The sequence below is a fragment of the Cryptosporangium arvum DSM 44712 genome (genome assembly GCF_000585375.1).
In the GTDB taxonomy this organism is placed as follows: Bacteria; Actinomycetota; Actinomycetes; order Mycobacteriales; family Cryptosporangiaceae; genus Cryptosporangium; species Cryptosporangium arvum.
Genome location: NZ_KK073874.1, coordinates 9,152,266 through 9,172,887, shown reverse-complemented (window position 1 = coordinate 9,172,887; position 20,622 = coordinate 9,152,266). Strand labels below are relative to the sequence as shown.

The following is a 20,622-nucleotide window of genomic DNA, read 5'->3' as shown; positions in this document are numbered from 1 at the left end:
CTCGAGCAGGTCGGGCACCCGGGCGATGAGCTTCCGCTCGTCCGGGTAAGCCAGCCTTTCCGGGATCTCGCGCAGCGGGACCCACGCCACCTCGGTCACCTCCACGTCGGCGTCGGAGAGCACTCCGGCCACCGCATCCAGGAGGAAATGGTGCACGGTCTTGTGGATGCGACGGCCCTCGAACACGAACCAGTAGTCGACCGTACCGAGCGCCGCCAGCACGTCTCCGACGATGCCGGTCTCTTCGGCGACTTCACGGGCCGCGGTCTGCTCGAGCGTCTCGCCGGCCTCGACGTGCCCCTTGGGCAGCGACCAGAGCAGACGCCCCCGGCGGTCGAGCTTCCCGATCAGCGCACCCTCGAGATGGCTGCCGTCGCCCTGGACGACCAGACCACCTGCGGAGACCTCTTCGACCCGACGCAGCCGCCCGGGACCCCCGGGCCGACGCGGGGAGCTTCGGCGGGCCATGAAGCTGACGATAGCGCTCGTGTCGGGTGAACGCCGTGAGGCCGTCCAGGGACCGGTTCGTGACCGGGATGGCCGTCGCACCGGCTCCTCGCAGATGTGATAAAGCGGAAAACCCGTGCGTCGGTGGCGGCTGCCAATAGATAAGGTTCAGCCCGAACCCCCGAACCGTCTCCCGATACTGGTCTTACTGTGGCTCCTATCGCACCTACTTCTCTGACCGCCGCTCAGCAGAGCGCCGTCACCGAGCTCCTCCGGGTCTTCCCGGTGGCCGACGACCTCGGTCGCCGCTTCCAAGCGGCGGGCCACGAGCTCTACCTCGTCGGTGGCTCGGTCCGGGACGCTCTGCTCGGCCGGCTCGGGGACGACCTCGACTTCTGCACCGACGCGCGTCCCGACCGAGTGCTCGAACTGCTCAACGGCTGGGCCGAGGCGACGTGGACCACCGGGATCGAGTTCGGCACGGTCGGCGCCGCACGGCACGGGCTCCGGCTGGAGATCACCACCTACCGCGCCGAGGCCTACGACCGGCAGAGCCGGAACCCGGTCGTGCGCTACGGGGAGTCGCTCGCCGACGACCTGGTCCGACGTGACTTCGCGGTCAACGCGATGGCGGTCAGCCTGCCCGACCACCGGTTCGTCGACCTGCACGGCGGTCTCGACGATCTGGCCGCTCGGCTCATCCGGACCCCCGGTGCTCCCGAGGACTCGTTCGCCGACGACCCGCTGCGAATGCTGCGAGCGGCTCGCTTCGCGTCGCAGTTGAAGTTCTCGGTCGCCCCCGAGGTCGTCACGGCGATGACCGCGATGGCCGACCAGATCACCCGCATCACCGCCGAGCGGGTGCGTGACGAGCTCACCAAGCTCCTCCTCGGCGCCGACCCGGTCACCGGGCTGCGCCTGCTCGTCGACACCGGGCTGGCCGCGCACGTGCTGCCGGAGCTGCCGGACATGCGGATGGAGATCGACGAACACGCCCAGCACAAGGACGTCTACGAGCACACGCTCACCGTGCTGAAGCAGGCCATCGACCTGGAGTCGGACGGGCCCGACTTCGTTCTGCGCATGGCCGCGCTCCTACACGACATCGGCAAGCCGGCCACCCGGGAGATCCAGTCGGCCGGTGGGGTGAGCTTCCACCACCACGAGGTGGTCGGGGCCAAGATGACCCGTCGCCGGATGAAGGCGCTGCGCTTCCCCAAGGACGTCACCGAGCAGGTCGCGACGCTCGTCTTCCTGCACCTGCGGTTCCACGGGTACGGACGGGGCGAGTGGACCGACTCGGCCGTGCGCCGGTACGTCACCGACGCCGGTGACCTGTTGCCACGGCTGCACCGCCTGGTCCGGTCGGACTGCACCACCCGGAACAAGCGTCGGGCCGCGGCGCTGGCCCGCTCCTACGACACGCTCGAGGAGCGCATCGAGCGGTTGGCGGCCGAGGAGGACCTGGCGCGGATCCGCCCCGATCTGGACGGCAACGCGATCATGGAGCTGCTCGGCATCCCGCCCGGTCCGGTCGTCGGCAAGGCGTGGAAGCACCTCAAGGAGGTGCGCCTCGACCGGGGTCAGCTCAGCCGCGACGACGCCGAGGCGGAGCTGTTCCGGTGGGCGGCGGAGAACGGCGTCACGTCAGCGGAGTAGCGGTCAGCGGGACGGCGCCCGGCTACCCACCCGCGGTGTGGTCACGCTCACCTCGGCCCAGCCGTGGCGCACGGTCCAGCGGGCCACCCACCCGGCCAGCGCAAGGTGCCCGGCCGCTACGCCGAGGAACACCGGCCAGGACCGGCCGGAATCCGGGAGGCCGAACGCGCCGATCAACAGCCCGCTGACGACGCAGACGTTGAAGAGCATGTCGTAGAGGGCGAACACCCGGCCGCGGTACTCGTCGTCGACCTCGGACTGCACCCCGGCGTCGACCAGGATCTTGACGCCCTGGGCGGCCAGGCCGGTGACGACGGCGACCGCCACCACGGCCGGAGTGCGCGGCACCGCGACGACCACCGGCCAGGCCACCGCGGCGACGACGAGCAGAGCCACCATCCACGTCCGGCGCGAGATCCGCCGGACCGCGCCGGGCGTCACCACCGCGGCCAGGAACGCACCGAGCCCGGTCGCGAGCACCACCTGGCCGAGCCCGGTGTCGCCGCTCGGGAACAGGCCGGTGCTCACGAGCGTGTTGCGGTAGAGCAGTAGCAGCGCCATCGTCGTGATGCCGAAGCCGATCCGGCCGAGACCGACGGTCAGCAGCCCGTATCCGGCGGCTCGGCGCTCGGCGAGGTGACGCGCGCCGGCGGCCATGCCTTTCACCACCGACCCGACCGTGTCCAGACGCGCGGTCGGGTCGTTCCGGTCCGGGCCCAGCGCGGCGACGTCGAACCGGCCTGCGAGCGCGCCGGAGAGTAGGTAGGCAGCCGCGGCCACGAGGACGATCACCGCGTACCCGAGGTCGCCGGCGTCGACGAGGCTCCGCAGCCCGACCGCGGCACCGACGCCGAGCGTCAGCACGACGGTTCCGGCGGTGGGGGAGAACGCGTTCGCGGTGACCAGCTCGCGGTCCCTGGCGACGTGCGGCATGCCGGCCGAGAGCCCGCCGAGGATGAACCGGTTGACCGCGACGGCGAGGAGGGCCAGGAGCAGGAACGGCCCAGTGCGCCCGCCGGCCCACAGCACGCCCGCAACCCCGACGAGGACGCCGGCGCGGACCATGTTGGCCCAGAGCAGCACGTTCCGCCGGGGATAGCGGTCGAGGAGGATGCCGGTGAACGGGCCGAGCGCCGAGTACGGCAGCAGGAGCACCGCGAAGCCGAGCGCGATCGCGACCGGTTCGGTCTGCCGGTCGGGGTTGAACAGCACCGAACCGGCCAGCGCGGCCTGGAAGACGCCGTCGCCGAACTGCCCGGCGAGCCGGACCCCGAACAGGCGGCGGAACTCACGGCGCCGGAGCAGACCGCCCAGCTCCCGCCACGCGCCATTCACGGCGCCCAGCGTACGGGCGCCGACCCGGGATCTAACATGAACTCGTCGCTCCAAGGAGGCCGAGGCCATGTCCTGCGAATCCGTGCTCGGCTGCGCCCAGCCCAGGCGCCGTCCGGCCGCGTTGTCGGGGTGTCCGGATGCAACAGCGGTATTCGGACACCCCTCCGCTGTGCCGGACGACGCCTGGGTGAGGCCTCGTTGCGAGCGAGATTCGCAGGACATGGCCTAGTGGCCGGTGTGTCACCCATTGCCCCGACCCGCACCACCGCTGGTGCCGCGGTCCTCGTTCGCCATCACGATCGACTACTGATGATTCGGCAGGAGCGGCGGACCGGGGTCCGTTGGGAAGTGCCCGGTGGTGGCCAGGAAGCGGGTGAGACGCTCGAGGCCGCAGCCGTGCGGGAGGCCCGCGAGGAGGCCGGCGTCGAGGTGTCGGTGGACCGGCTCGTCTGCACCTACGCTTCCTACCGGCTGGACACCGGCACCGTGGTGCTCGGCGCGTTCTACCAGGGCACGCTCGTGAACGCGGACATGGAGCCCGCCCCGCAGGTGGACGAGGGGATCGTCGAGGTGCGCTGGCTCGATCCCCGGTCACTCGACGAGGACGAACTCGGGCCGCTCACTCAGCGCGTGCTAGACCGCTGGTGGCCGACCCGGGAGCAGGCGACGGCACCGTTCCACGTGGAACTATGGCGAGACCGCAACGGCTACCTGCCGGGCTGATGGCAGAGTATGCCCAGCTCACCGGGCCGTTACCGGCGCGAACGGCGGCGAATCTCTACAGCGTCGTGGTCGGCGTGGTGGCGACCGGCGGCGCGATCGGCTGGTCGGCGATCCCGAGCCGCGCGGAGTTCGACGAGTGGCTCGCCGAGGTGGTCGACGCGGTACGGGCCCGGGACGCGGTCGGCGTGCTGTCCGGGGGAGTGGGTGGGTCGGTGCTCGGCTTCGGGTACTGGCGCCGGTACTCGCGCCCGACGCTGCGAGTGAACGCCGACCTCGAGAAGGTGTTCGTCGCGCCGGGAGCGCGGGAGGCCGGGGTCGGCCAGGGGCTGGTGAGCCTGCTGGCGGAGTCGGCCCGCCAGGCCGGGATCGAGACGCTGACGCTTGACGTCCGAGGCGACAACACGGCCGCGATCCGGCTCTACGAGCGACTCGGCTTCACCGAGTACGGCCGTCGTCGCGGGTTCGTGGCGTTCGGGATGTTCCGTTACGACCAAGTCCTGATGTCCCGGAAACTGTAAAGGGGCGCGGCCCGATGGCCGCGCCCCTTTGTGCTCAGATCAGATCTCGCCCTTGATGAAGGCCTCGACCGCGGCCTTGGCCTCGTCGTCGGAGTACTGCTCCGGCGGGCTCTTCATCAGGTACGACGACACCGAGTTGATCGGGCCACCGATACCCCGGTCCTTGGCGATCTTCGCCGCACGGACCGCGTCGATGATGACGCCGGCCGAGTTCGGGGAGTCCCAGACCTCGAGCTTGTACTCCAGGTTCAGCGGGACGTCGCCGAACGCCTTGCCCTCGAGGCGCACGTAGGCCCACTTGCGGTCGTCGAGCCACGGCACGTAGTCGGACGGGCCGATGTGAACGTCGGCCTTCTCCATCTCGTGCGGGATCTGCGAGGTGACCGACTGGGTCTTGGAGATCTTCTTCGACTGGAGACGCTTGCGCTCCAGCATGTTCATGAAGTCCATGTTGCCGCCGAAGTTGAGCTGGTACGTGCGCAGCAGCTCGACCCCGCGGTCCTCGAACAGCTTGGCCATCACGCGGTGGGTGATGGTGGCGCCGACCTGCGACTTGATGTCGTCGCCGACGATCGGCACACCGGCGTCGGTGAACTTCTGCGCCCACTCCGGGTCGGAGGCGATGAAGACCGGCAGCGCGTTGACGAACGCGACCTTGGCGTCGATCGCGGCCTGGGCGTAGAAGCGGTCGGCGTCCTCGGAGCCCACCGGCAGGTACGAGACCAGGACGTCGACCTTCGCGTCCTTCAGCGCCTGGACCACGTCGACCGGCTCGTCGTCGGACTCGGTGACCATTTCCTGGTAGTACTCGCCGAGGCCGTCGAAGGTGTGACCACGCTGCACGGTGATGCCGGTCGGCGGCACCTCGGTGATCTGGATCGTGTTGTTCTCGCTGGCGACGATCGCCTCCGAGAGGTCACGCCCGACCTTCTTGGCGTCCACGTCGAACGCGGCCACGAACTCGACGTCGCGGACGTGGTAGTCGCCGAACTGGACGTGCATGAGCCCGGGCACCCGCGTCGTGGGGTCAGCGTCACGGTAGTAGTGCACGCCCTGCACGAGCGACGCGGCGCAGTTGCCGACGCCGACGATGGCGACACGTACGGAGCCCATAGGGGCCTCCCTCTCTGTGTTTCAACTCACGGTAAAAGTGTTTGCCTGAAGAACTGGGGAGCTCACAGTTCCTCGTCGGGAGCCGCCGTCGGGCGCTCCAGACCGGCGCGTGGCGAGCCTCCGGCCTGCTCCTTGGCGATCAGCTCGTTGATCCAGCGGACCTCCCGGTCGGCTGATTCCAAGCCATGGCGCTGCAGCTCGAGCGTGTAGGCGTCCAAGCGCTCGCCTGCCCTGGCGAGCATCTGGGACAGCCCGTCCCGACGTTCCTCCACCCGCCGCCGACGACCCTCGAGGATCCGGAGCCGGGTGGCCGCATCCGTGCGGCTGAAGAACGCGAAGTGGACGCCGAAACCCTCGTCGTCGTCGTAGGTCTCGGGGCCGGAGCCGGCGAGCAGGGCGGCGAACCGCTCCTTGCCTTCGGCGGTGAGTTTGTAGACGACTCTTCCCCGTCGGCCGGTGAGCGGCGGAGCGGTGACCACGTCGTCGGGGTCAGGTTCGACCTCGGTGATCCATCCCCCCGCTTGGAGCCGCCGGAGGGTCGGATAGAGCGACCCATAGGAAATCGCCGCACGAAACGCCCCGAGCAAGGTCGTCAGCCGCTTGCGCAGCTCGTACCCGTGCATCGGGCCTTCGTGCAGGAGCCCCAAGACCGCGAACTCGAGCACCGCCGGGCCTCCTCTCGTCCACCAGGCGTTGGCTCGCGCCGATGTATCGAGACGATACATCCAACCGATGCCTCGACGCACGGGACACGGAAGTAATTCACGTCATGGGCTCTTATCGACAACCAGTGGTCACTCGGTCACGGCGTATTCTTCGGCTGTGCGGACCCAGCGGCAGATCGTCGACTACACGCTGAAGCGGCGTGCGCTTCTGCGTGAGATCCGCGCCGGCCGGGTCGGCACGACGGAGGTCTGCGACGCGTCGCCGTACCTGATCCGGGCGTCGAAGTTCTTCGGAGACGCCACCGAGGCGCCGTGCCCGATCTGTCGGCGCGAACCGCTGTGGCAGGTCAACTACATCTACGGCGACGAGCTGCGTACGTCGGCGGGGCAGGCGCGCCCGCGCGCGGAGCTGACCGCGCTGGCCATGAACTACCGCGCCTTCGACGTCTACGTCGTCGAGGTGTGCCGCGGGTGCGGTTGGAACCATCTGGTGGAGAAATACGTGTTGGGACGCGACGGCCTCGGCGACGATGCCGACGAGCGGCGCCGAGCAGCGGACTGATCACCCGTACGGCTCGAATTCCGGCCCTGACTTCCGGCGCGTTGCCGGGGCACGGTGTACTGGCCAGTGATCAACCGGCTGCTGTCTGTCGTTTGGATTAAAGCTGGTTAAGGATGTGACCGGGTTGCCCCGTGGTGCCCATGCCATAGGGGAGACTCGGACAGCGAAGGTCCGTTTACGCAAGGCGTGGGAAATGGTGATTGCTCTGTGAGCGGCATGTCACAGGAGCGTGCGGCTGTTTTGATCGCTTGGTCCTTCCGGGGCATGGTGGGCGTATGAGTTACGGCCAGACTCCCGAGGGCGGTGACGGTAACCCCGGGGCGCGCGAGCGTCCGTCGAGCGGGACTGTGTACGGCGGATCGGCATCGACAGGTGCGGCCAGATCGGGCGGTGGCACCGTCTACGGTGGCTCGTCCGGCGGCTCCTCCGGCAGTTCGTCCGGTACCACTTACGGTTCCGGCGCTGCTTCCGGCGGCACCACGTACGGCTCGGGTTCGGCGTCGGGAAGTTCGTCGTCCGGCACCACGTACGGATCGTCGGCGGCCGGTCGCGGCGGCACCACCTATGGATCCAGCGGCGGCACGACCTATGGCTCTGGCGGTGCGCCCGGCGGCACCACGTACGGGTCGGGCGGCACCACCTACGGCTCGGCCCCGTCGTCCGGAACGACCTACGGCAGCACCGCCATCGGCGATCGGCCGGCCGGTGTTGGACCGCGTAGCCGCGCGGCAGCGCTGGAAGATGACCAGTTACTCCCAGAATTCGGTGGTATGCCACCGAAAGACCAAAAGGTCAGAAAACCGGGACGCCGCAAGAAGATCCTGATCGGCGTCGGGGTGGCCACCGCGGTCGCCATGCTGCTCGGTCTCGTCGGCGGCGGGGTGGCTTACGCGAGCACCGACCTGCCCCCGATTCCCGACGCCAGCGGCACCACGCAGATCCAGTTCTCGGACAACGTCACCTTCGCCACGTTCTCGGCCGAGAACCGGGTCGAGGTGCCCCTGGACAAGGTGCCCGAACACGTCCGGTACGCCGTGACCGCGGTCGAGGACCCCGACTTCGAGAACAACAAGGGCGTCTCGTTCCGCGGCACCGCGCGTGCGGTGTGGGGCCTGGTCAAGGGCGACGAGGGCGCCGGCGGTGGTTCGACGATCACCCAGCAGTACATCCGGAACGTGTTCAACATGACCAAGGAGCGGAGTTACACCCGCAAGGTCAAGGAGATCATCCTCGCCAGGAAGCTCTCCGACAGCATGTCGAAGGACCAGATCCTCGGCGGCTACCTGAACACGATCTACTACGGCCGTGGCGCTTGGGGCATCCAGCAGGCCGCGCAGGCGTACTTCGGCAAGGACATCGGCAAGATCACGGTCGAGGAAGGCGCGGTTCTCGCCGCGGTCATCAAGGACCCGAGGAACTTCGACCCGTCGAACAAGCCGGAGAGCGCACAGGGGCGCTGGGGCTACGTGCTCGACCAGATGGTCGTGACGAACCACCTCGACAAGTCCGCCCGGTCCGCGATGACCTATCCGAAGGTGCTGCCGGAGGCCAAGCGCACCGGTGAGTGGCGGAGCGGTTCCACCGGCATCCTCGGTCAGAAGATCGAGTCCGAACTCAAGAAGCTCGGCTTCAGCGAGCAGGACATCAACACCGGTGGCCTGACCGTTCAGACCACGATCAGCAGCAAGGCCCAGAAGGCGGCCGCGAAGGCGTCGAAAGAACAGCTCAAGGGTCAGGACAAGGACATGGCCACCGCCATGGTCTCGATCGACCCGACGTCCGGAGCGGTCCGGGCCTACTACGGCGGCGATCGCGGCTACGGCAACCTCGACCTCGCGTCGTCGCAGGCCCCGCACCCGGCCGGCTCCTCGTTCAAGCCCTTCGTCCTCGCGGAAGGCGTCAAAGAGGGCTACAGCATCGACTCGAAGTGGGACGGCACGTCCGGGCAGACGTTCGAAGACCGCGAAACGCCACTGCGTAACTCGGACGACGACAGCTGCGGAAAGCAGTGCACGCTGACCCAGGCGACGATCCAGTCGATCAACACCGTCTACTGGGCACTGACCCTCGAGGTCGGGGCCAAGAAGGTCGCGCGGCTGGCGGAGAAGGCCGGGGTCAAGACGCTCGACGGCATGCCGGTCGAGGACCGGATCAGCAAGGGCATCAACTCCGGTATCGGCATCGGCCAGTACTCGGTCTCGGTGCTCGAGCAGGCGGCGGGCTACGCGACGTTCGCGAGCTACGGCACGTACCACGAGCCGTACTTCATCTCGAAGGTCATCGACGCCGACGGCAAGACCGTGCTCTACAACCGGGCCGACAACGCGGCGCAGCCGGTGCAGGCGTTCGACCGGTCCGTCGGCCGCGACGTCTCGTACGCGATGCAGCAGGTCTACAACAGCGCGTCGAAGAACAAGATCAACCGCGACGCCGCGATCAAGACCGGCACGCAGCAGTACCAGAACACCGACGACAACGCCCACGCCTGGATGTGCGGCTACACGCCCAACCTGGCCACCGCGGTCTGGGTCGGCAGTGGCGCCGACAAGGACATCAAGCTCAAAGACCGGGTGAACGGCGGCATCGTCTACGGCTCCGGAATCCCCGGCCGCATCTGGAGCGCGTTCATGAAGACGACGCTCGACGGTGTGGACAAGCAGAAGTTCGACGATCCGCTGCACGAGGGCGACAAGGCAGGAAACGCGCCGACCGAGGAACCGGACCCGACGCCGTCCGACACGCCGGACCCGAACAACCCCGACGGTCAGAACGACGGTGGCAACTGGTGGGAGAACGGTGGCCAGTCGCCCAGTCCCTCCGACGGCACCAACGGAGACGGACAGCAGCAGGGTGAGAATCCGAATCCCGACGGGCAACAACAGGACGGCGGCAACGGCTTCTTCAACACGAACTAGCGCCGCCTGAGTCGACAGCGCCCCGCCCGGCAGATGCCGGGTGGGGCGCTGTCGCATCTGCCTTTGCCCCGTGCGGCAGGATCGGGGCGTGACCGAGCGAACCGACGTCGACATCGTGCTCCCGAGCCACCGCGATCCGGTCGTGGCGGGCCTGTCCGGGGCCGTGGGCGGCCCGCTGGGCCTGCACGCAACGCTGCGCCGGCGGTTCTGGACGCCGCTGCAGGTCATCCTGCTGCTGACCACGCTGGTGTTCGCGTTCAACTGGGTGCAGAAGTCCCCCTGCCGGGACGGCGCCTGGGAGAACTACGACCAGTACCGCAACGCCTGTTACACCGACGTCCTGGCGCTCTACTACGCCGAGGAACTCAACAAGGGGTACATCCCCTACCTCGATCACGAGGTCGAGTACCCGGTGCTCACCGGCATCATGATGGGCGTCATCGGGCTACCGGTCCACGCGCTGATCTCCAGCGGTGCGGTCGACGCGCTGACGCCGGGCAACATCAACGAAGGCACGGTCTTCTACGACCTGACGGCGCTGGCGCTGGCCGGCTTCGGTCTCGTGACGGCCTGGGCGGTGGTCCGCACCCGGGAACGACGACCATGGGACGGGGCGATCGTCGCGCTCGCCCCCGCGGTGTTCGTCACCGCGACCGTCAACTGGGACTACCTGGCGATCGCGCTGACCGCGCTGGCGATCCTCGCCTGGTCGCGGAAACGCCCCGGCTGGGCCGGTGTGCTGTTCGGGTTGGCGACCGCCGCGAAGTTCTACCCCCTGCTCATCCTCGGCCCGCTGGTGCTGCTGTGCTTCCGGCGGCGGACGGCGGAGGCGCGTCTCTCGGCGCTCGTCACCGTCAGCACCGGCGTGTTCACCTGGCTGGTGATCAACGTGCCGTTCGCGATCATGGCGCCGGACGGCTGGTCGCGCTTCTTCCGGCTGTCGTCCGAGCGGCCGATCGACTGGGGCACGTTCTGGTACATCGGCACCCACATCCCGGTCGGCCGGGACGCCGAAGGCAAGCCGGAACTCGGGTTGCCGCCGTTCGTCTGGCTCGGCGAACACATTCCGGCGCTGAACACGGTGGCGTGGCTGACGTTCACGCTGTGCTGCATCGGCATCGCCGCGCTGGTGCTGTTCGCCCGGCGTCGTCCCCGCCTCGGCCAGGTGGCGTTCCTCGTCGTGGCCGCGTTCCTGCTGACGAACAAGGTCTGGTCGCAGCAGTTCGTGCTGTGGCTGATCCCGCTCGCGGTGCTGGCCCGGCCGAAGTGGCGGGCGATCCTGATCTGGCAGGCCGCCGAGCTGGCCTACTTCTTCAGCTTCTACCAGATCCTGATCCGGGTCTCCGGCGGCAAGACCACGGTGCTCCCCGAGGCGGCGTTCACGCTGGCGAGCATCGCCCGGTGGGTCAGCGTCGCCGTGCTCTGCGGTCTGGTGGTCCGCGAGATCCTGCGTCCGGAACTGGACGTCGTCCGGCGCGACGGCGTCGACGATCCGGAGGGCGGTGTGCTCGACGAGACACCACCGCCCCGCTCACCGGAGGTCGAACAACACCCCGTCGCCGCGGTCGCGACGTAGGACGTCGAGCCCGCTCACGTCGGCCGTCAGCGCGTTCTGGTACTCCCCGCCGACCGCGCTGAGGTCGCCGGACTGCAGCACCAGCACGGTGTTGATGCCGAGGCGGCGGAAGTAGGCGATGCTCTGCTCGCTCGGGAAGACCTTTGCCGCTTCCCGGATCATCGACTGCGACTGCGGCGTGAAGCCCGAGCCGCCGTTGACGATCTTCGGGAACCCGTCGGTCGACCAGAGCATCACCCACTGGTCGCGGGCGTCGCTGGGCAGCACGAGCGCCGGGCCGACGACGTCCTTGAACGACTGCGGCTGGGCCGGCACCCGCGGGTGCGGCGTGGTGTTGATCCCTTCGACGCCCACCAGCAGGGCCGGGATCAGCGCGAGCGCGACGACGAACCGGGGCCAGCCGGTCGGTTTCGCGAATCGCTCGCCGATCGCGGTGATCGCTCCGGCGGCCAGGATCGCGAGCAGGAGACTGGTCCAGACGACCAGGCGACCCGGGGTGCGGATCGCGTCCCAGCCCGGCAGGTAGCGGTAGAGCAGCAGGTAACCGAACTCGCCGCTGCCGAGGAACGTCGTCCCCATCCCCAGGACGAGGCTGACCACGGTGGCCACCCAGAGCAGGATCCGCTGCCGCAGCGTCCAGGAACTGATGAACAGGCCGACGACCGCGGCCGCTCCGACGAAGATGCCGGGCAGCATCGTCATCTCCGGTGCCCAGAGCAGCGTCTCCCGGGCCCGGGCCGACGATTCACCCCACAGCCAGGACGTCTCCGGCGCGGTGAGGAACCCGCGGAACGGCGGCGAGAACAGCCCGAGGTCGGCCTCGGTGCGGCGGGCGTACGGGTGGGCCTCCACGACCCGCAGGTACGGCCGAGCCATCAGCGCCGTGATCGTCAGGAACCCGAGGATGCCGACGCCGTCGGCGATCAGCAGCTTCTTCGGTAGCTGCGGCCGGCCGGTGACCAGCCAGCCGATCGCGGACGCCAGGCAGACGCCGCCGAGGACGTAGCCGAACGGCAGGCCGACGCCGAAGCCGATCGTGATCTGCCAGCACGCCAGGCCCCAGCCGGCCGCGGCCCAGCCCGGGCGCACCTCCTCCGGCCGGAAGCCGCGGGTGAACGAGTAACCGTGACCCTTGGCCAGCGCGGCCAGTGCCAGCGCGATGCCGCCGGTGGAGAGCACGTGCAGGTGACCGGCCTGGCCGAGCCGCCACGGCGCGTAGCCGACGGCGAGGCCGGCCAGAACGGCTCCGGGCCAGGCCGATCCGAGCCGGCGCGCGAGCGCGTAACCGCCGACCGATGCCAGGTAGAACGCCAGCACGTACGCGATGTTGTAGCGGACGACGGCCGCGACCGGTCCCTCGCCGACGAAGCCGAGCGGCGCGTAGCCGAGCAGGCTGTCGGTGAACGCGAACGAGTCGTGCTCGGGGAAGAGCACGTTGGCCTGCCAGAGCGCGCCCGGCTGGGTGAGCAGCGCATGGCCGCCCCAGGCGATCTCCCACGCGATGAGCAGCGGGTCGAACGTGTCCTGGGGGATGGTGGTGGCCGGGTGCTTCAGCGTCGGCCAGGTGAGGATCACCGCGACGAGCGCGAAGCCGACGCCGACGAGCGTGAACTCGCTGGTGCCGAAGCGGCGGACTCTCTCCGGTACCGCCACGCTCACTTGGCCAGCCGCTCCTTCAGGAACTGGATATCCGCGGTCTGACCGTCGTCGCCGCCCGGCGTCTCGCAGATCGCGGGCGCTCCGGCCGCTTTCACGGTGGCGACGATCAGGTCGGGGTCGATCTGGCCGCTGCCGAGGTTCTCGTGCCGGTCGCGCCCGGAGTCGAACGGGTCTTTGGAGTCGTTGACGTGCACCAGGTCGATACGGCCGGTGATCGCCCTCACCCGGTCGACGATGTCCAGCAGGTCTTCGCCCCCGGCGTGGGCGTGGCACGTGTCGAGGCAGAAGCCCGGCTCGTATTCGCCGATCGCGTCCCACAACATCGCCAGCCGATCGAATCGGCGGGCCATCGCATTGTCACCGCCGGCGGTGTTCTCGACCAGGATCGGCAGGGGGAACCCGCCGGACTCGGCGGCCTGCGCGAACGCCTTGCGCCAGTTCTCGAAGCCGACCTCGGCGTCGTCGCCCTTGCCGACGTGGCCGCCGTGGACGATCAGGCCCTTGGCTCCGACGCCCGCGGCCGCTTCGGCGTGCTGGCCGAGGATCTTCCGCGACGGGATCCGGATGCGGTTGTTGGTGCTGGCCAGATTGATGACGTACGGCGCGTGGACGTAGATGTCGACGTCGCTGGCCTTCAGTGCCTCGGCGTCGTCCCGCGGGACCGGCTTTTTCCAGCCTTGCGGATCGCCGAGGAAGAACTGGACCACGTCGGCGCCGCGAACGGAGGCGGCGGCCAGGGGGTCGGCGGGGTCGACATGGGCACCGATTCGCATGGAACGAGAGCCTAGGCCCTGTGTCACGAGCGCCGCGCCCGGCGCGGGGGTGCCCCTAGACAGCGTGCGTCACCGACGTCCGGCGACATCGTTGGCCTCGGTACAGACCAGGTACGGGAGGGCCGGTGTCAGGACATCAGCAGCGCGTCGCCGCGCCTTCTGTATTCCTCACGCTGGCGGTGCTGCTCGGCCTGTTCGGGGGTGCGCTGGCTCTCCCCGGTGTCGGTCGGGCCGAGTCGGTGGACACCGACGTCTCGGTGACCACGACGAGCGAGGTGACGCGGGTCCGCACCACGACGGTCTCGGTCGGGCGGGTCACGGTGTCGACCGTGCGATCCGTGCTCGTCGTGCAGCCGGCCGCGATCGGGCTCGGCGGCGCTCCCACCAAGGCCGACGGGAACGGAAACGGGAACGGCAACGGCCAGGGCAACGGCAACGGCAACGGCAATGGCCAGGGCAACGGGAACGGCAACGGGAAGGGAAAGGGGAACGGGAAGGACAAGGGGAACGGCGCCGAGGACAACGACGGCGGGAACGAGAGCGACGCCGACGGGCCGTCCGGCACCGTGAAGGGGTCGGACAGCGGGAACTCCGGCTCCGACGATCCGCCGGTCGCAGACCCGGGCACCCCCTCCGACCGCGGCTCGACATCGGCACCATCCGGATCGACGCCGAGCCCGGAAGCGACCCCGGACGCCGACCCGACCCAGGACGCCACCCCCGTGAGCCCGACGTCACCGTCCGCGGCGACCTCACCCTCAGCCGACGCCTCGCCCCCGGCCGCCGGCGGGACCGGGGACCGGGACGACGGTGACCGGGACGGAGCCGGTGACCGTGCGACCCCGTCGAACCCGGCACGACCGGACGCCGAGGAATCCGAGGTCGAAGAGACCCCGGCCCTCCCACCCTTCCCCGGCTTCTCGAGCCGGCACGACCAGCTGGGTCTGGTGGTCCTGCTCTCGCTCGTCGTCGCGGCGGGCCTGGGGACGGCCGGATTCCGCACGGTGCTGGCCTGCCGCCCGGTGGTCGAGGTGGGAGCCCACTCCCAGGCGGCCAGCCGGGCCCGGCGAGCCGTCCGCCGTCGTTCCTGATCCACAGGCCGCTGCTCGGGGCGGTTGCACTCCGTGGCCGCTGGTAAGGTGGCGGGGATTGCATGACGCAATCGACCCTCCTGTCACGGACCGACCGTGACCGCCTGAGTCCAAAGGAGGTGGGTTCTACCTTGCGTCATTACGAAGTCATGGTGATCCTCGACCCCGATCTCGAGGAACGCACTGTCCAGCCCTCGCTCGACACGTTCCTCAACGTGATCCGCACTGCTGGTGGCAGCGTCGAGAAGGTCGACGTATGGGGCCGCCGTCGGCTCTCGTACGAGATCAACAAGAAGGTCGAAGGCATCTACGCCATCGTCGACCTGAACTCGGAGCCTCCGGCCGTTGCGGAGCTCGACCGTCAGCTGAACCTCAACGAGTCCGTTCTGCGGACGAAGGTCATCCGCCCCGACCAGCGCTGATGCGCTGAGATCAACCGCTTTTCGTCGTACCCCTCGTGCATGGTGTTCGACGAAACCGGTTGAGGAGGATCGCACCCCATGGCAGGCGAAACCGTCATCACCCTGGTCGGCAACCTGGTTGACGACCCCGAGCTGCGCTTCACCCCGAGTGGCGCGGCTGTGGCGAAGTTCCGGATCGCGTCGACGCCGCGTACCTACGACAGGCAGAGCGGGGAGTGGAAGGACGGCGAGAGCCTCTTCCTCACCTGCAACGTCTGGCGTCAGGCGGCGGAGAACGTGGCCGAGTCGCTGCAGCGCGGCATGCGCGTGATCATTCAGGGCCGGCTCCGGCAGCGGTCCTACGAGACGCGTGAAGGCGAGAAGCGCACCGTTTTCGAGGTCGAGGTCGACGAGGTCGGCCCGTCGCTCCGTAGCGCGACTGCGCGGGTCAACAAGACGACCCGCGGAAGTGGTGGCTCCGGCGGCGGCTTCGGCTCGTCCGGTTCAGGTTCCGGCGGCGGCGGCGGTAACTCCGGCGGTGGGGCGCCCGCGGACGACCCCTGGGCCGTGTCGACTCCGGCCGGAGGGGGCGGCGGCGGCGCGTTCGCCGACGAACCCCCCTTCTGACGCCGCGTCGGCCACAGCCGCGTAGAGCCACTGATAGCCAGAGCAGAGTAAGGAAGACCCATGGCCAAGCCGCCCGTGCGGAAGCCCAAGAAGAAGATCAACCCGCTCGACAAAGACAAGATCACTTACATCGACTACAAGGACACGGCGCTGCTGCGGAAGTTCATTTCCGACCGCGGCAAGATCCGTGCCCGTCGAGTGACTGGTGTGTCGAGCCAGCAGCAGCGGCAGATCGCTCGCGCGATCAAGAACGCCCGCGAGATGGCGCTGCTGCCCTACACCAGCACCGCGCGCTGAGGAAGGCGAGGAAATGAAGATCATCCTCACCTCTGAGGTCAGTGGTCTCGGTTCGCCCGGCGACATCGTCGAGGTGAAGGACGGCTACGGTCGCAACTTCCTGCTGCCGCAGGGCAAGGCCATCGCGGCCACCCGCGGCCAGGAGAAGCAGGTCGCGCAGATCAAGCGCGCGCGTGACGCTCGCCAGGTGCGCGACCTCGGTCACGCCCAGGAGATCAAGTCCGAGGTCGAGCGGCTGAAGGTTCAGCTCTCGACCCGGGCCGGCGAGGGCGGCCGGCTGTTCGGCTCGGTCACCGCCGCCGACGTCGTCGCCGCGGTCGTCCGGGCCGGTGGCCCGGAGCTCGACAAGCGTCGCCTGGAGCTGCCCGGTCACATCAAGACGACCGGGTCGCACAAGGTCGCGGTGCGCCTGCACCCCGACGTGTCCGCGCAGATCTCGCTCGACGTCGTCGCGGAGAAGTAAGTCAGACCCTTCGATGGCCGGACCGCCGAGCGGGCCGGCCATCGTCGTGTCCGGGGGTCACCCGGAACGCGCGGGCCGCTCGGCGGGAGCTCGCGAGGACGCGATGGGTAACCTGCGACGGTGAGCGTGCGTGCGATTCTGGCGCCCGCTCGGCCGGCGGAGCCGCTCACGGTGACCGACCCCGCCGAGCGGCGCGCCCTCGGGCTCGAAGTTTTCCTCGTCTTCGCCCTGACTCTCGGGCTCTCCGGCGTCCGCAGCCTGTTGTCGTTGCTCGACTCGCTGCTGCAGCCCGAACGACTGGCCGACCAGACCGTCGCGCTCAACGTCTCGCGCGCGGCGGCGGATCTGATCGACCTCGCCTACCAGCTGGTGTCGGCCGGGCAGCTGGGCGTCTGGGGCGGTCTCGGCCTGTATCTGCTCTGGCGTTCCGGCATCGGCCTGCGAGCGATCGGCCTCGACCGCGACCGGATCCGCGGCGACCTCGCCGGCGGCGCGGGTCTGGCGGCTCTCATCGGGCTGCCCGGGCTCGGGTTCTATCTGATCACCCGCGCGATCGGGATCAACCTCACCGTCGTGCCCGCGGCTCTGGACGACGTCTGGTGGCGGGCGCCGGTGCTGATCCTCGCCGCCCTGGCCAACGCCTGGGCGGAGGAGGTGCTCGTCGTCGGGTACTTCATCACCCGGCTGCGCCAGCTCGGCCTCGGCGAGAACGCCTCGCTGCTCTCCGCCGCCGTCCTCCGTGGTTCGTACCACCTCTACCAGGGCTTCGGTGGCTTCCTCGGCAACCTGATCATGGGGCTGGTCTACGGCCGGTTCTGGCAGCGCACCAACCGGCTCTGGCCGCTGGTGCTCGGACACTGGCTGATCGATGTCGTCGCGTTCGTGGGGTACACGCTGTTGAAAGGCCGCCTGTCCTGGCTTCCGTGAACTGTCCGGCTAGCGACTTCCCTCAGCAAACTCTTGCCTGGGCGTGTGCACACTAAAGCATGAAGGTCGGGACCGCCGTTCTTTCATCTGCCCTGTTCTTCGCCCCTACTACCCCCGTGCCCGATCTGAACACGCTGCCGGAGCCCGTCCCAGCCGCCGCTCGGGTCCCGCGGGGTGGCGGCGCGTCCCGAGGCGGTCCGACGCGACTCGATCCGGCCGATCCGGACCCCGGTCAGACCTCGCGGCTCGACCTGCCGTACCGGGCGTTCGTGATCGTCGGCGGGGTGCCTGGGGCCGGCAAGAGCACGCTGCTGCACCGGCTGCGCGTCACGTCGCCGCGGGGTGTGTTCAGCGTCCGCGACCCGGAGGACATCCGGACCCGCTGGGAGCGGCTGCTCGGCGGTCGACGCGGTTACCGGTACTGGCGTCCGCTGGTCTACCTCGAGCACTACGTCCGGCTGCTGCTCGCGCTGCCCGGCCGGAAGACGATCGTGCTCCACGACACCGCGACCCGCGGCTGGGCCCGCCGCGTGCTGAGCATTCTCGCGCGTCTCTCGGGTCGACCGGCGCTGCTTCTCTGGCTGAACGTCTCGCTGGCCGAGTCGCTGGACGGTCAGCGCATCCGCGGGCGGAAGGTGCCCGAGCGGACGCTGCGGCGGCACTGGCGGAGGTGGTCACGCCTGCGCCCGGTCACTGAGGACGGCGAGCCGGGCTTCGAGTCCGTGCACACGATCACCCGGGACGTCGCGCGCCGGATCGTGCTGGCGCCGACCGCTCGTCGACGCTGAACCGCTGAACCGCGGTTGTGGATAGAACGTGTACGCAGTGATGTGAAGGCATACGCGCTGTAACCAACCGCGACACCGATGGGACGACTAATTGCCGTCCACACCCGGTGGACTGTCCTTTCCGCTGGTCAGCGACCGCACAAACGGTGTTCAGGTCGCTCAGTTCACAGCGTCCTGCACAGCTACCACACAGAGTTACCCCCTGTCTTCCACAGGGTTATCCACAGGCCTGTGCACAGGCCGGTTTGTTCACTAGCGCCCCGGCTTTCTAAGGTCGTCCCAGCGAACTGTCGGACCCTTCCGGTACGACATGACGTGAACAGCTTGCCGGGGGGAGGGGACGCGAGTGGCCGTCACCGACGAGGTCGAGGCGTATTCGGCCCCGAGCGATTTTGATCGCACCCCTCCGCAGGATCTCGCGGCCGAGCAGAGCGTGCTCGGCGGCATGTTGCTCTCGAAGGACGCGATCGCCGACGTCGTCGAGATCGTGCGCTCGAACGACTTCTACAAGCCCGCGCACGGCCTCGTCTTCGACACCGTCCTCGATCTCTACGGCCGGGGCGAGCCGGCCGACCCGGTCACGGTCGTCGCCGCGCTGGCCGACCGCGCCGAGCTGGCCCGGGTCGGCGGCGCGCCGTACGTCCACACGCTGATCCAGCAGGTGCCCACCGCGGCCAACGCCGCGTACTACGCCCGCATCGTCGCGGAGCGCGCGATCCTGCGTCGCCTGGTCGAGGCCGGCACCCGCATCGTCCAGCTCGGCTACGGGTCGGCCGCCGGCGCCGGGCGCGAGGTGGACGACGTCGTCGACATGGCGCAGCAGGCCATCTACGACGTCACCGAGAAGCGCAGCAGCGACGACTACACGGTGCTGGAAGAGTTGCTCCAGCCGACGATGGACGAGATCGAGGCGATCGGCGCCACCGGCGGCATCATGAGCGGTGTCCCGACCGGCTTCGCCGACTTCGACCGGCTGACCAACGGACTGCACCCGGGCCAGCTGATCATCGTCGCCGCCCGGCCCGGTCTCGGTAAGAGCACGTTCGGCCTCGACGTGGCCCGCTCGGCGTCGATCCGCAACCACCTCACCGCCGCGGTGTTCTCGCTCGAGATGTCGAAGATCGAGATCACCATGCGTCTGCTCTCGGCCGAGGCCCGTGTGCCGCTGCACCACCTGCGCTCGGGCCAGCTCTCGGAAGACGACTGGACGAAGCTGGCCCGGCGCATCGGCGAGGTCAGCGAGGCTCCGCTCTTCATCGACGACTCGCCGAACATGACGATGATGGAGATCCGGGCCAAGGCCCGGCGGCTCAAGCAGCGCCACGACCTGCGCCTCATCGTCATCGACTACCTGCAGCTGATGACCGGCAACAAGAAAGTCGAGTCCCGCCAGCAGGAGGTCGCGGAGCTCTCCCGTGGCCTCAAGCTGCTGGCGAAGGAACTCGAGGTGCCGGTGATCGCCGCCTCGCAGCTCAACCGTGGCCCCGAGCAGCGCACCGACAAGCGTCCTCAGCTGTCCGACCTGCGGGAGTCCGGCTCGATCGAGCAGGACGCCGACATGGTGCTACTACTGCACCGCGAGGACTACTACGAGAAGGAGTCGCCGCGCGCCGGCGAGGCCGACTTCATCCTGGCCAAGCACCGTAACGGCCCCACCGACACGGTGACCGTGGCCTTCCAGGGTCACTTCAGTCGATTTGTCGACATGAGCACCGGGGTCTAAGCGCCGTTCACGAAGGTGGCCGCCTGGCGGACCTCCCGGAGGCTCGCGCCGCCGCGCCAGGCCGCCGCGGCACGAACCACCTCGCTCAGGTCGGGAGTGTTGCCTCGCAACGGCTCGCCGCCGGGTGCCCGCCCGTCGATGCCGAAGACACGTTCGAACGGCGTCGTTCGCACCCACAGCGGCCGGCCGGCCGCGAGCACGTGCGGAATGCTTGCCCATTCGAGCAGCACCATCGGGTCGGCGAACTGCACCTCGCCCAGGTCGAGCCCGAGCTCGGCGGCGGTCCGCTCCAGCGCGGCCGCGAGGCTCCCGGCCGCCACGATGTCCGGATAGAGCTCGGTGAACGAAGGTTCCACGGGT

20 protein-coding genes and 1 pseudogene are annotated in these 20,622 nt (G+C 69.2%); 14 read left to right on the top strand and 7 right to left on the bottom strand.

What is annotated here, in order from left to right:
- Nucleotides 1–3 precede the first annotated feature (3 nt).
- Nucleotides 4–564, bottom strand: a pseudogene (locus tag CRYAR_RS42310) (NUDIX hydrolase); the annotation flags it as partial.
- Between the two features lie 93 nt (nucleotides 565–657).
- Here CRYAR_RS42310 and CRYAR_RS42305 point away from each other — a divergent pair.
- Complete coding sequence (locus tag CRYAR_RS42305) at nucleotides 658–2,106, top strand: CCA tRNA nucleotidyltransferase (RefSeq protein ID WP_035859683.1); 1,449 nt, start codon at nucleotides 658–660, stop codon at nucleotides 2,104–2,106.
- 3 nt (nucleotides 2,107–2,109) lie between these two features.
- On the opposite strand, the gene CRYAR_RS42300 is transcribed toward CRYAR_RS42305, so the two are convergent.
- On the bottom strand, nucleotides 2,110–3,441 hold the full coding sequence (locus CRYAR_RS42300; RefSeq protein WP_035859680.1) for an MFS transporter: 1,332 nt from the start codon (nucleotides 3,439–3,441) through the stop codon (nucleotides 2,110–2,112).
- 36 nt (nucleotides 3,442–3,477) lie between these two features.
- Here CRYAR_RS42300 and CRYAR_RS50535 point away from each other — a divergent pair, with 36 nt between their 5' ends.
- Complete coding sequence (locus CRYAR_RS50535) at nucleotides 3,478–4,164, top strand: NUDIX hydrolase (protein ID WP_084701670.1); 687 nt, start codon at nucleotides 3,478–3,480, stop codon at nucleotides 4,162–4,164.
- Nucleotides 4,164–4,682 carry a GNAT family N-acetyltransferase gene (locus CRYAR_RS42290; protein WP_051571839.1) on the top strand — a complete coding sequence of 173 codons (519 nt, stop codon included), beginning with the start codon at nucleotides 4,164–4,166 and terminating at the stop codon, nucleotides 4,680–4,682. Before CRYAR_RS50535 ends, CRYAR_RS42290 begins: the two co-directional genes overlap by 1 nt.
- A 39-nt stretch (nucleotides 4,683–4,721) precedes the next feature.
- On the opposite strand, the gene CRYAR_RS42285 is transcribed toward CRYAR_RS42290, so the two are convergent.
- A complete protein-coding gene (locus tag CRYAR_RS42285; RefSeq protein ID WP_035859673.1) occupies nucleotides 4,722–5,795 on the bottom strand; it encodes an inositol-3-phosphate synthase in 1,074 nt (357 codons plus the stop codon).
- Nucleotides 5,796–5,857: 62 nt separating this feature from the next.
- Nucleotides 5,858–6,460: a PadR family transcriptional regulator gene (locus tag CRYAR_RS42280; RefSeq protein WP_051571837.1), complete on the bottom strand. Its 603-nt coding sequence runs from the start codon at nucleotides 6,458–6,460 to the stop codon at nucleotides 5,858–5,860.
- Nucleotides 6,461–6,617: 157 nt separating this feature from the next.
- Here CRYAR_RS42280 and CRYAR_RS42275 point away from each other — a divergent pair, with 157 nt between their 5' ends.
- The 3 genes from CRYAR_RS42275 to CRYAR_RS42265 all read left to right on the top strand — a co-directional run bounded on the left by CRYAR_RS42275 (nucleotide 6,618) and on the right by CRYAR_RS42265 (nucleotide 11,513).
- Nucleotides 6,618–7,022 (top strand): DUF5318 family protein, encoded by a 405-nt coding sequence (locus CRYAR_RS42275; RefSeq protein WP_035859670.1) that lies wholly within the window; start codon nucleotides 6,618–6,620, stop codon nucleotides 7,020–7,022.
- 770 nt (nucleotides 7,023–7,792) lie between these two features.
- Nucleotides 7,793–9,937, top strand: a complete 2,145-nt coding sequence (locus CRYAR_RS42270; protein ID WP_051571835.1) for a transglycosylase domain-containing protein — start codon at nucleotides 7,793–7,795, stop codon at nucleotides 9,935–9,937.
- Between the two features lie 88 nt (nucleotides 9,938–10,025).
- Nucleotides 10,026–11,513, top strand: coding sequence for a glycosyltransferase family 87 protein (locus tag CRYAR_RS42265; protein WP_035859667.1), 1,488 nt, complete (start codon nucleotides 10,026–10,028; stop codon nucleotides 11,511–11,513).
- Here CRYAR_RS42265 and CRYAR_RS42260 read toward each other — a convergent pair.
- Nucleotides 11,469–13,172 carry a hypothetical protein gene (locus CRYAR_RS42260; protein ID WP_157018532.1) on the bottom strand — a complete coding sequence of 568 codons (1,704 nt, stop codon included), beginning with the start codon at nucleotides 13,170–13,172 and terminating at the stop codon, nucleotides 11,469–11,471. The two genes, CRYAR_RS42265 and CRYAR_RS42260, sit on opposite strands and share 45 nt — an antisense overlap.
- Nucleotides 13,169–13,945, bottom strand: a complete 777-nt coding sequence (locus CRYAR_RS42255; RefSeq protein WP_035859664.1) for a deoxyribonuclease IV — start codon at nucleotides 13,943–13,945, stop codon at nucleotides 13,169–13,171. Before CRYAR_RS42255 ends, CRYAR_RS42260 begins: the two co-directional genes overlap by 4 nt.
- Nucleotides 13,946–14,070: 125 nt before the next feature.
- Between CRYAR_RS42255 and CRYAR_RS44440 the strand changes: the two genes are divergently transcribed.
- The 8 genes from CRYAR_RS44440 to dnaB all read left to right on the top strand — a co-directional run bounded on the left by CRYAR_RS44440 (nucleotide 14,071) and on the right by dnaB (nucleotide 20,262).
- Nucleotides 14,071–15,036 (top strand): hypothetical protein, encoded by a 966-nt coding sequence (locus CRYAR_RS44440; RefSeq protein WP_157018530.1) that lies wholly within the window; start codon nucleotides 14,071–14,073, stop codon nucleotides 15,034–15,036.
- A gap of 131 nt (nucleotides 15,037–15,167) precedes the next feature.
- Complete coding sequence (gene rpsF / locus CRYAR_RS42245) at nucleotides 15,168–15,458, top strand: 30S ribosomal protein S6 (protein ID WP_035859660.1); 291 nt, start codon at nucleotides 15,168–15,170, stop codon at nucleotides 15,456–15,458.
- Nucleotides 15,459–15,536: 78 nt separating this feature from the next.
- Nucleotides 15,537–16,064 (top strand): single-stranded DNA-binding protein, encoded by a 528-nt coding sequence (locus CRYAR_RS42240; RefSeq protein WP_035859657.1) that lies wholly within the window; start codon nucleotides 15,537–15,539, stop codon nucleotides 16,062–16,064.
- 60 nt (nucleotides 16,065–16,124) lie between these two features.
- Nucleotides 16,125–16,361 carry a 30S ribosomal protein S18 gene (rpsR, locus tag CRYAR_RS42235; protein WP_035859653.1) on the top strand — a complete coding sequence of 79 codons (237 nt, stop codon included), beginning with the start codon at nucleotides 16,125–16,127 and terminating at the stop codon, nucleotides 16,359–16,361.
- A 13-nt stretch (nucleotides 16,362–16,374) separates the two neighbouring features.
- Nucleotides 16,375–16,824, top strand: a complete 450-nt coding sequence (gene rplI, locus CRYAR_RS42230) for a 50S ribosomal protein L9 (protein WP_035859649.1) — start codon at nucleotides 16,375–16,377, stop codon at nucleotides 16,822–16,824.
- Nucleotides 16,825–16,944: 120 nt separating this feature from the next.
- A complete protein-coding gene (locus CRYAR_RS42225) occupies nucleotides 16,945–17,751 on the top strand; it encodes a CPBP family intramembrane glutamic endopeptidase (RefSeq protein WP_051571827.1) in 807 nt (268 codons plus the stop codon).
- Between the two features lie 59 nt (nucleotides 17,752–17,810).
- Nucleotides 17,811–18,539, top strand: a complete 729-nt coding sequence (locus CRYAR_RS42220; RefSeq protein WP_084701668.1) for an AAA family ATPase — start codon at nucleotides 17,811–17,813, stop codon at nucleotides 18,537–18,539.
- 346 nt (nucleotides 18,540–18,885) lie between these two features.
- Entirely contained in the window at nucleotides 18,886–20,262 is a 1,377-nt protein-coding gene (dnaB, locus tag CRYAR_RS42215; RefSeq protein ID WP_035859647.1) for a replicative DNA helicase, read from the top strand.
- Here the strand turns inward: dnaB and CRYAR_RS42210 are convergent.
- Entirely contained in the window at nucleotides 20,259–20,618 is a 360-nt protein-coding gene (locus tag CRYAR_RS42210) for a hypothetical protein (protein WP_051571823.1), read from the bottom strand. The two genes, dnaB and CRYAR_RS42210, sit on opposite strands and share 4 nt — an antisense overlap.
- Nucleotides 20,619–20,622: the final 4 nt, after the last annotated feature.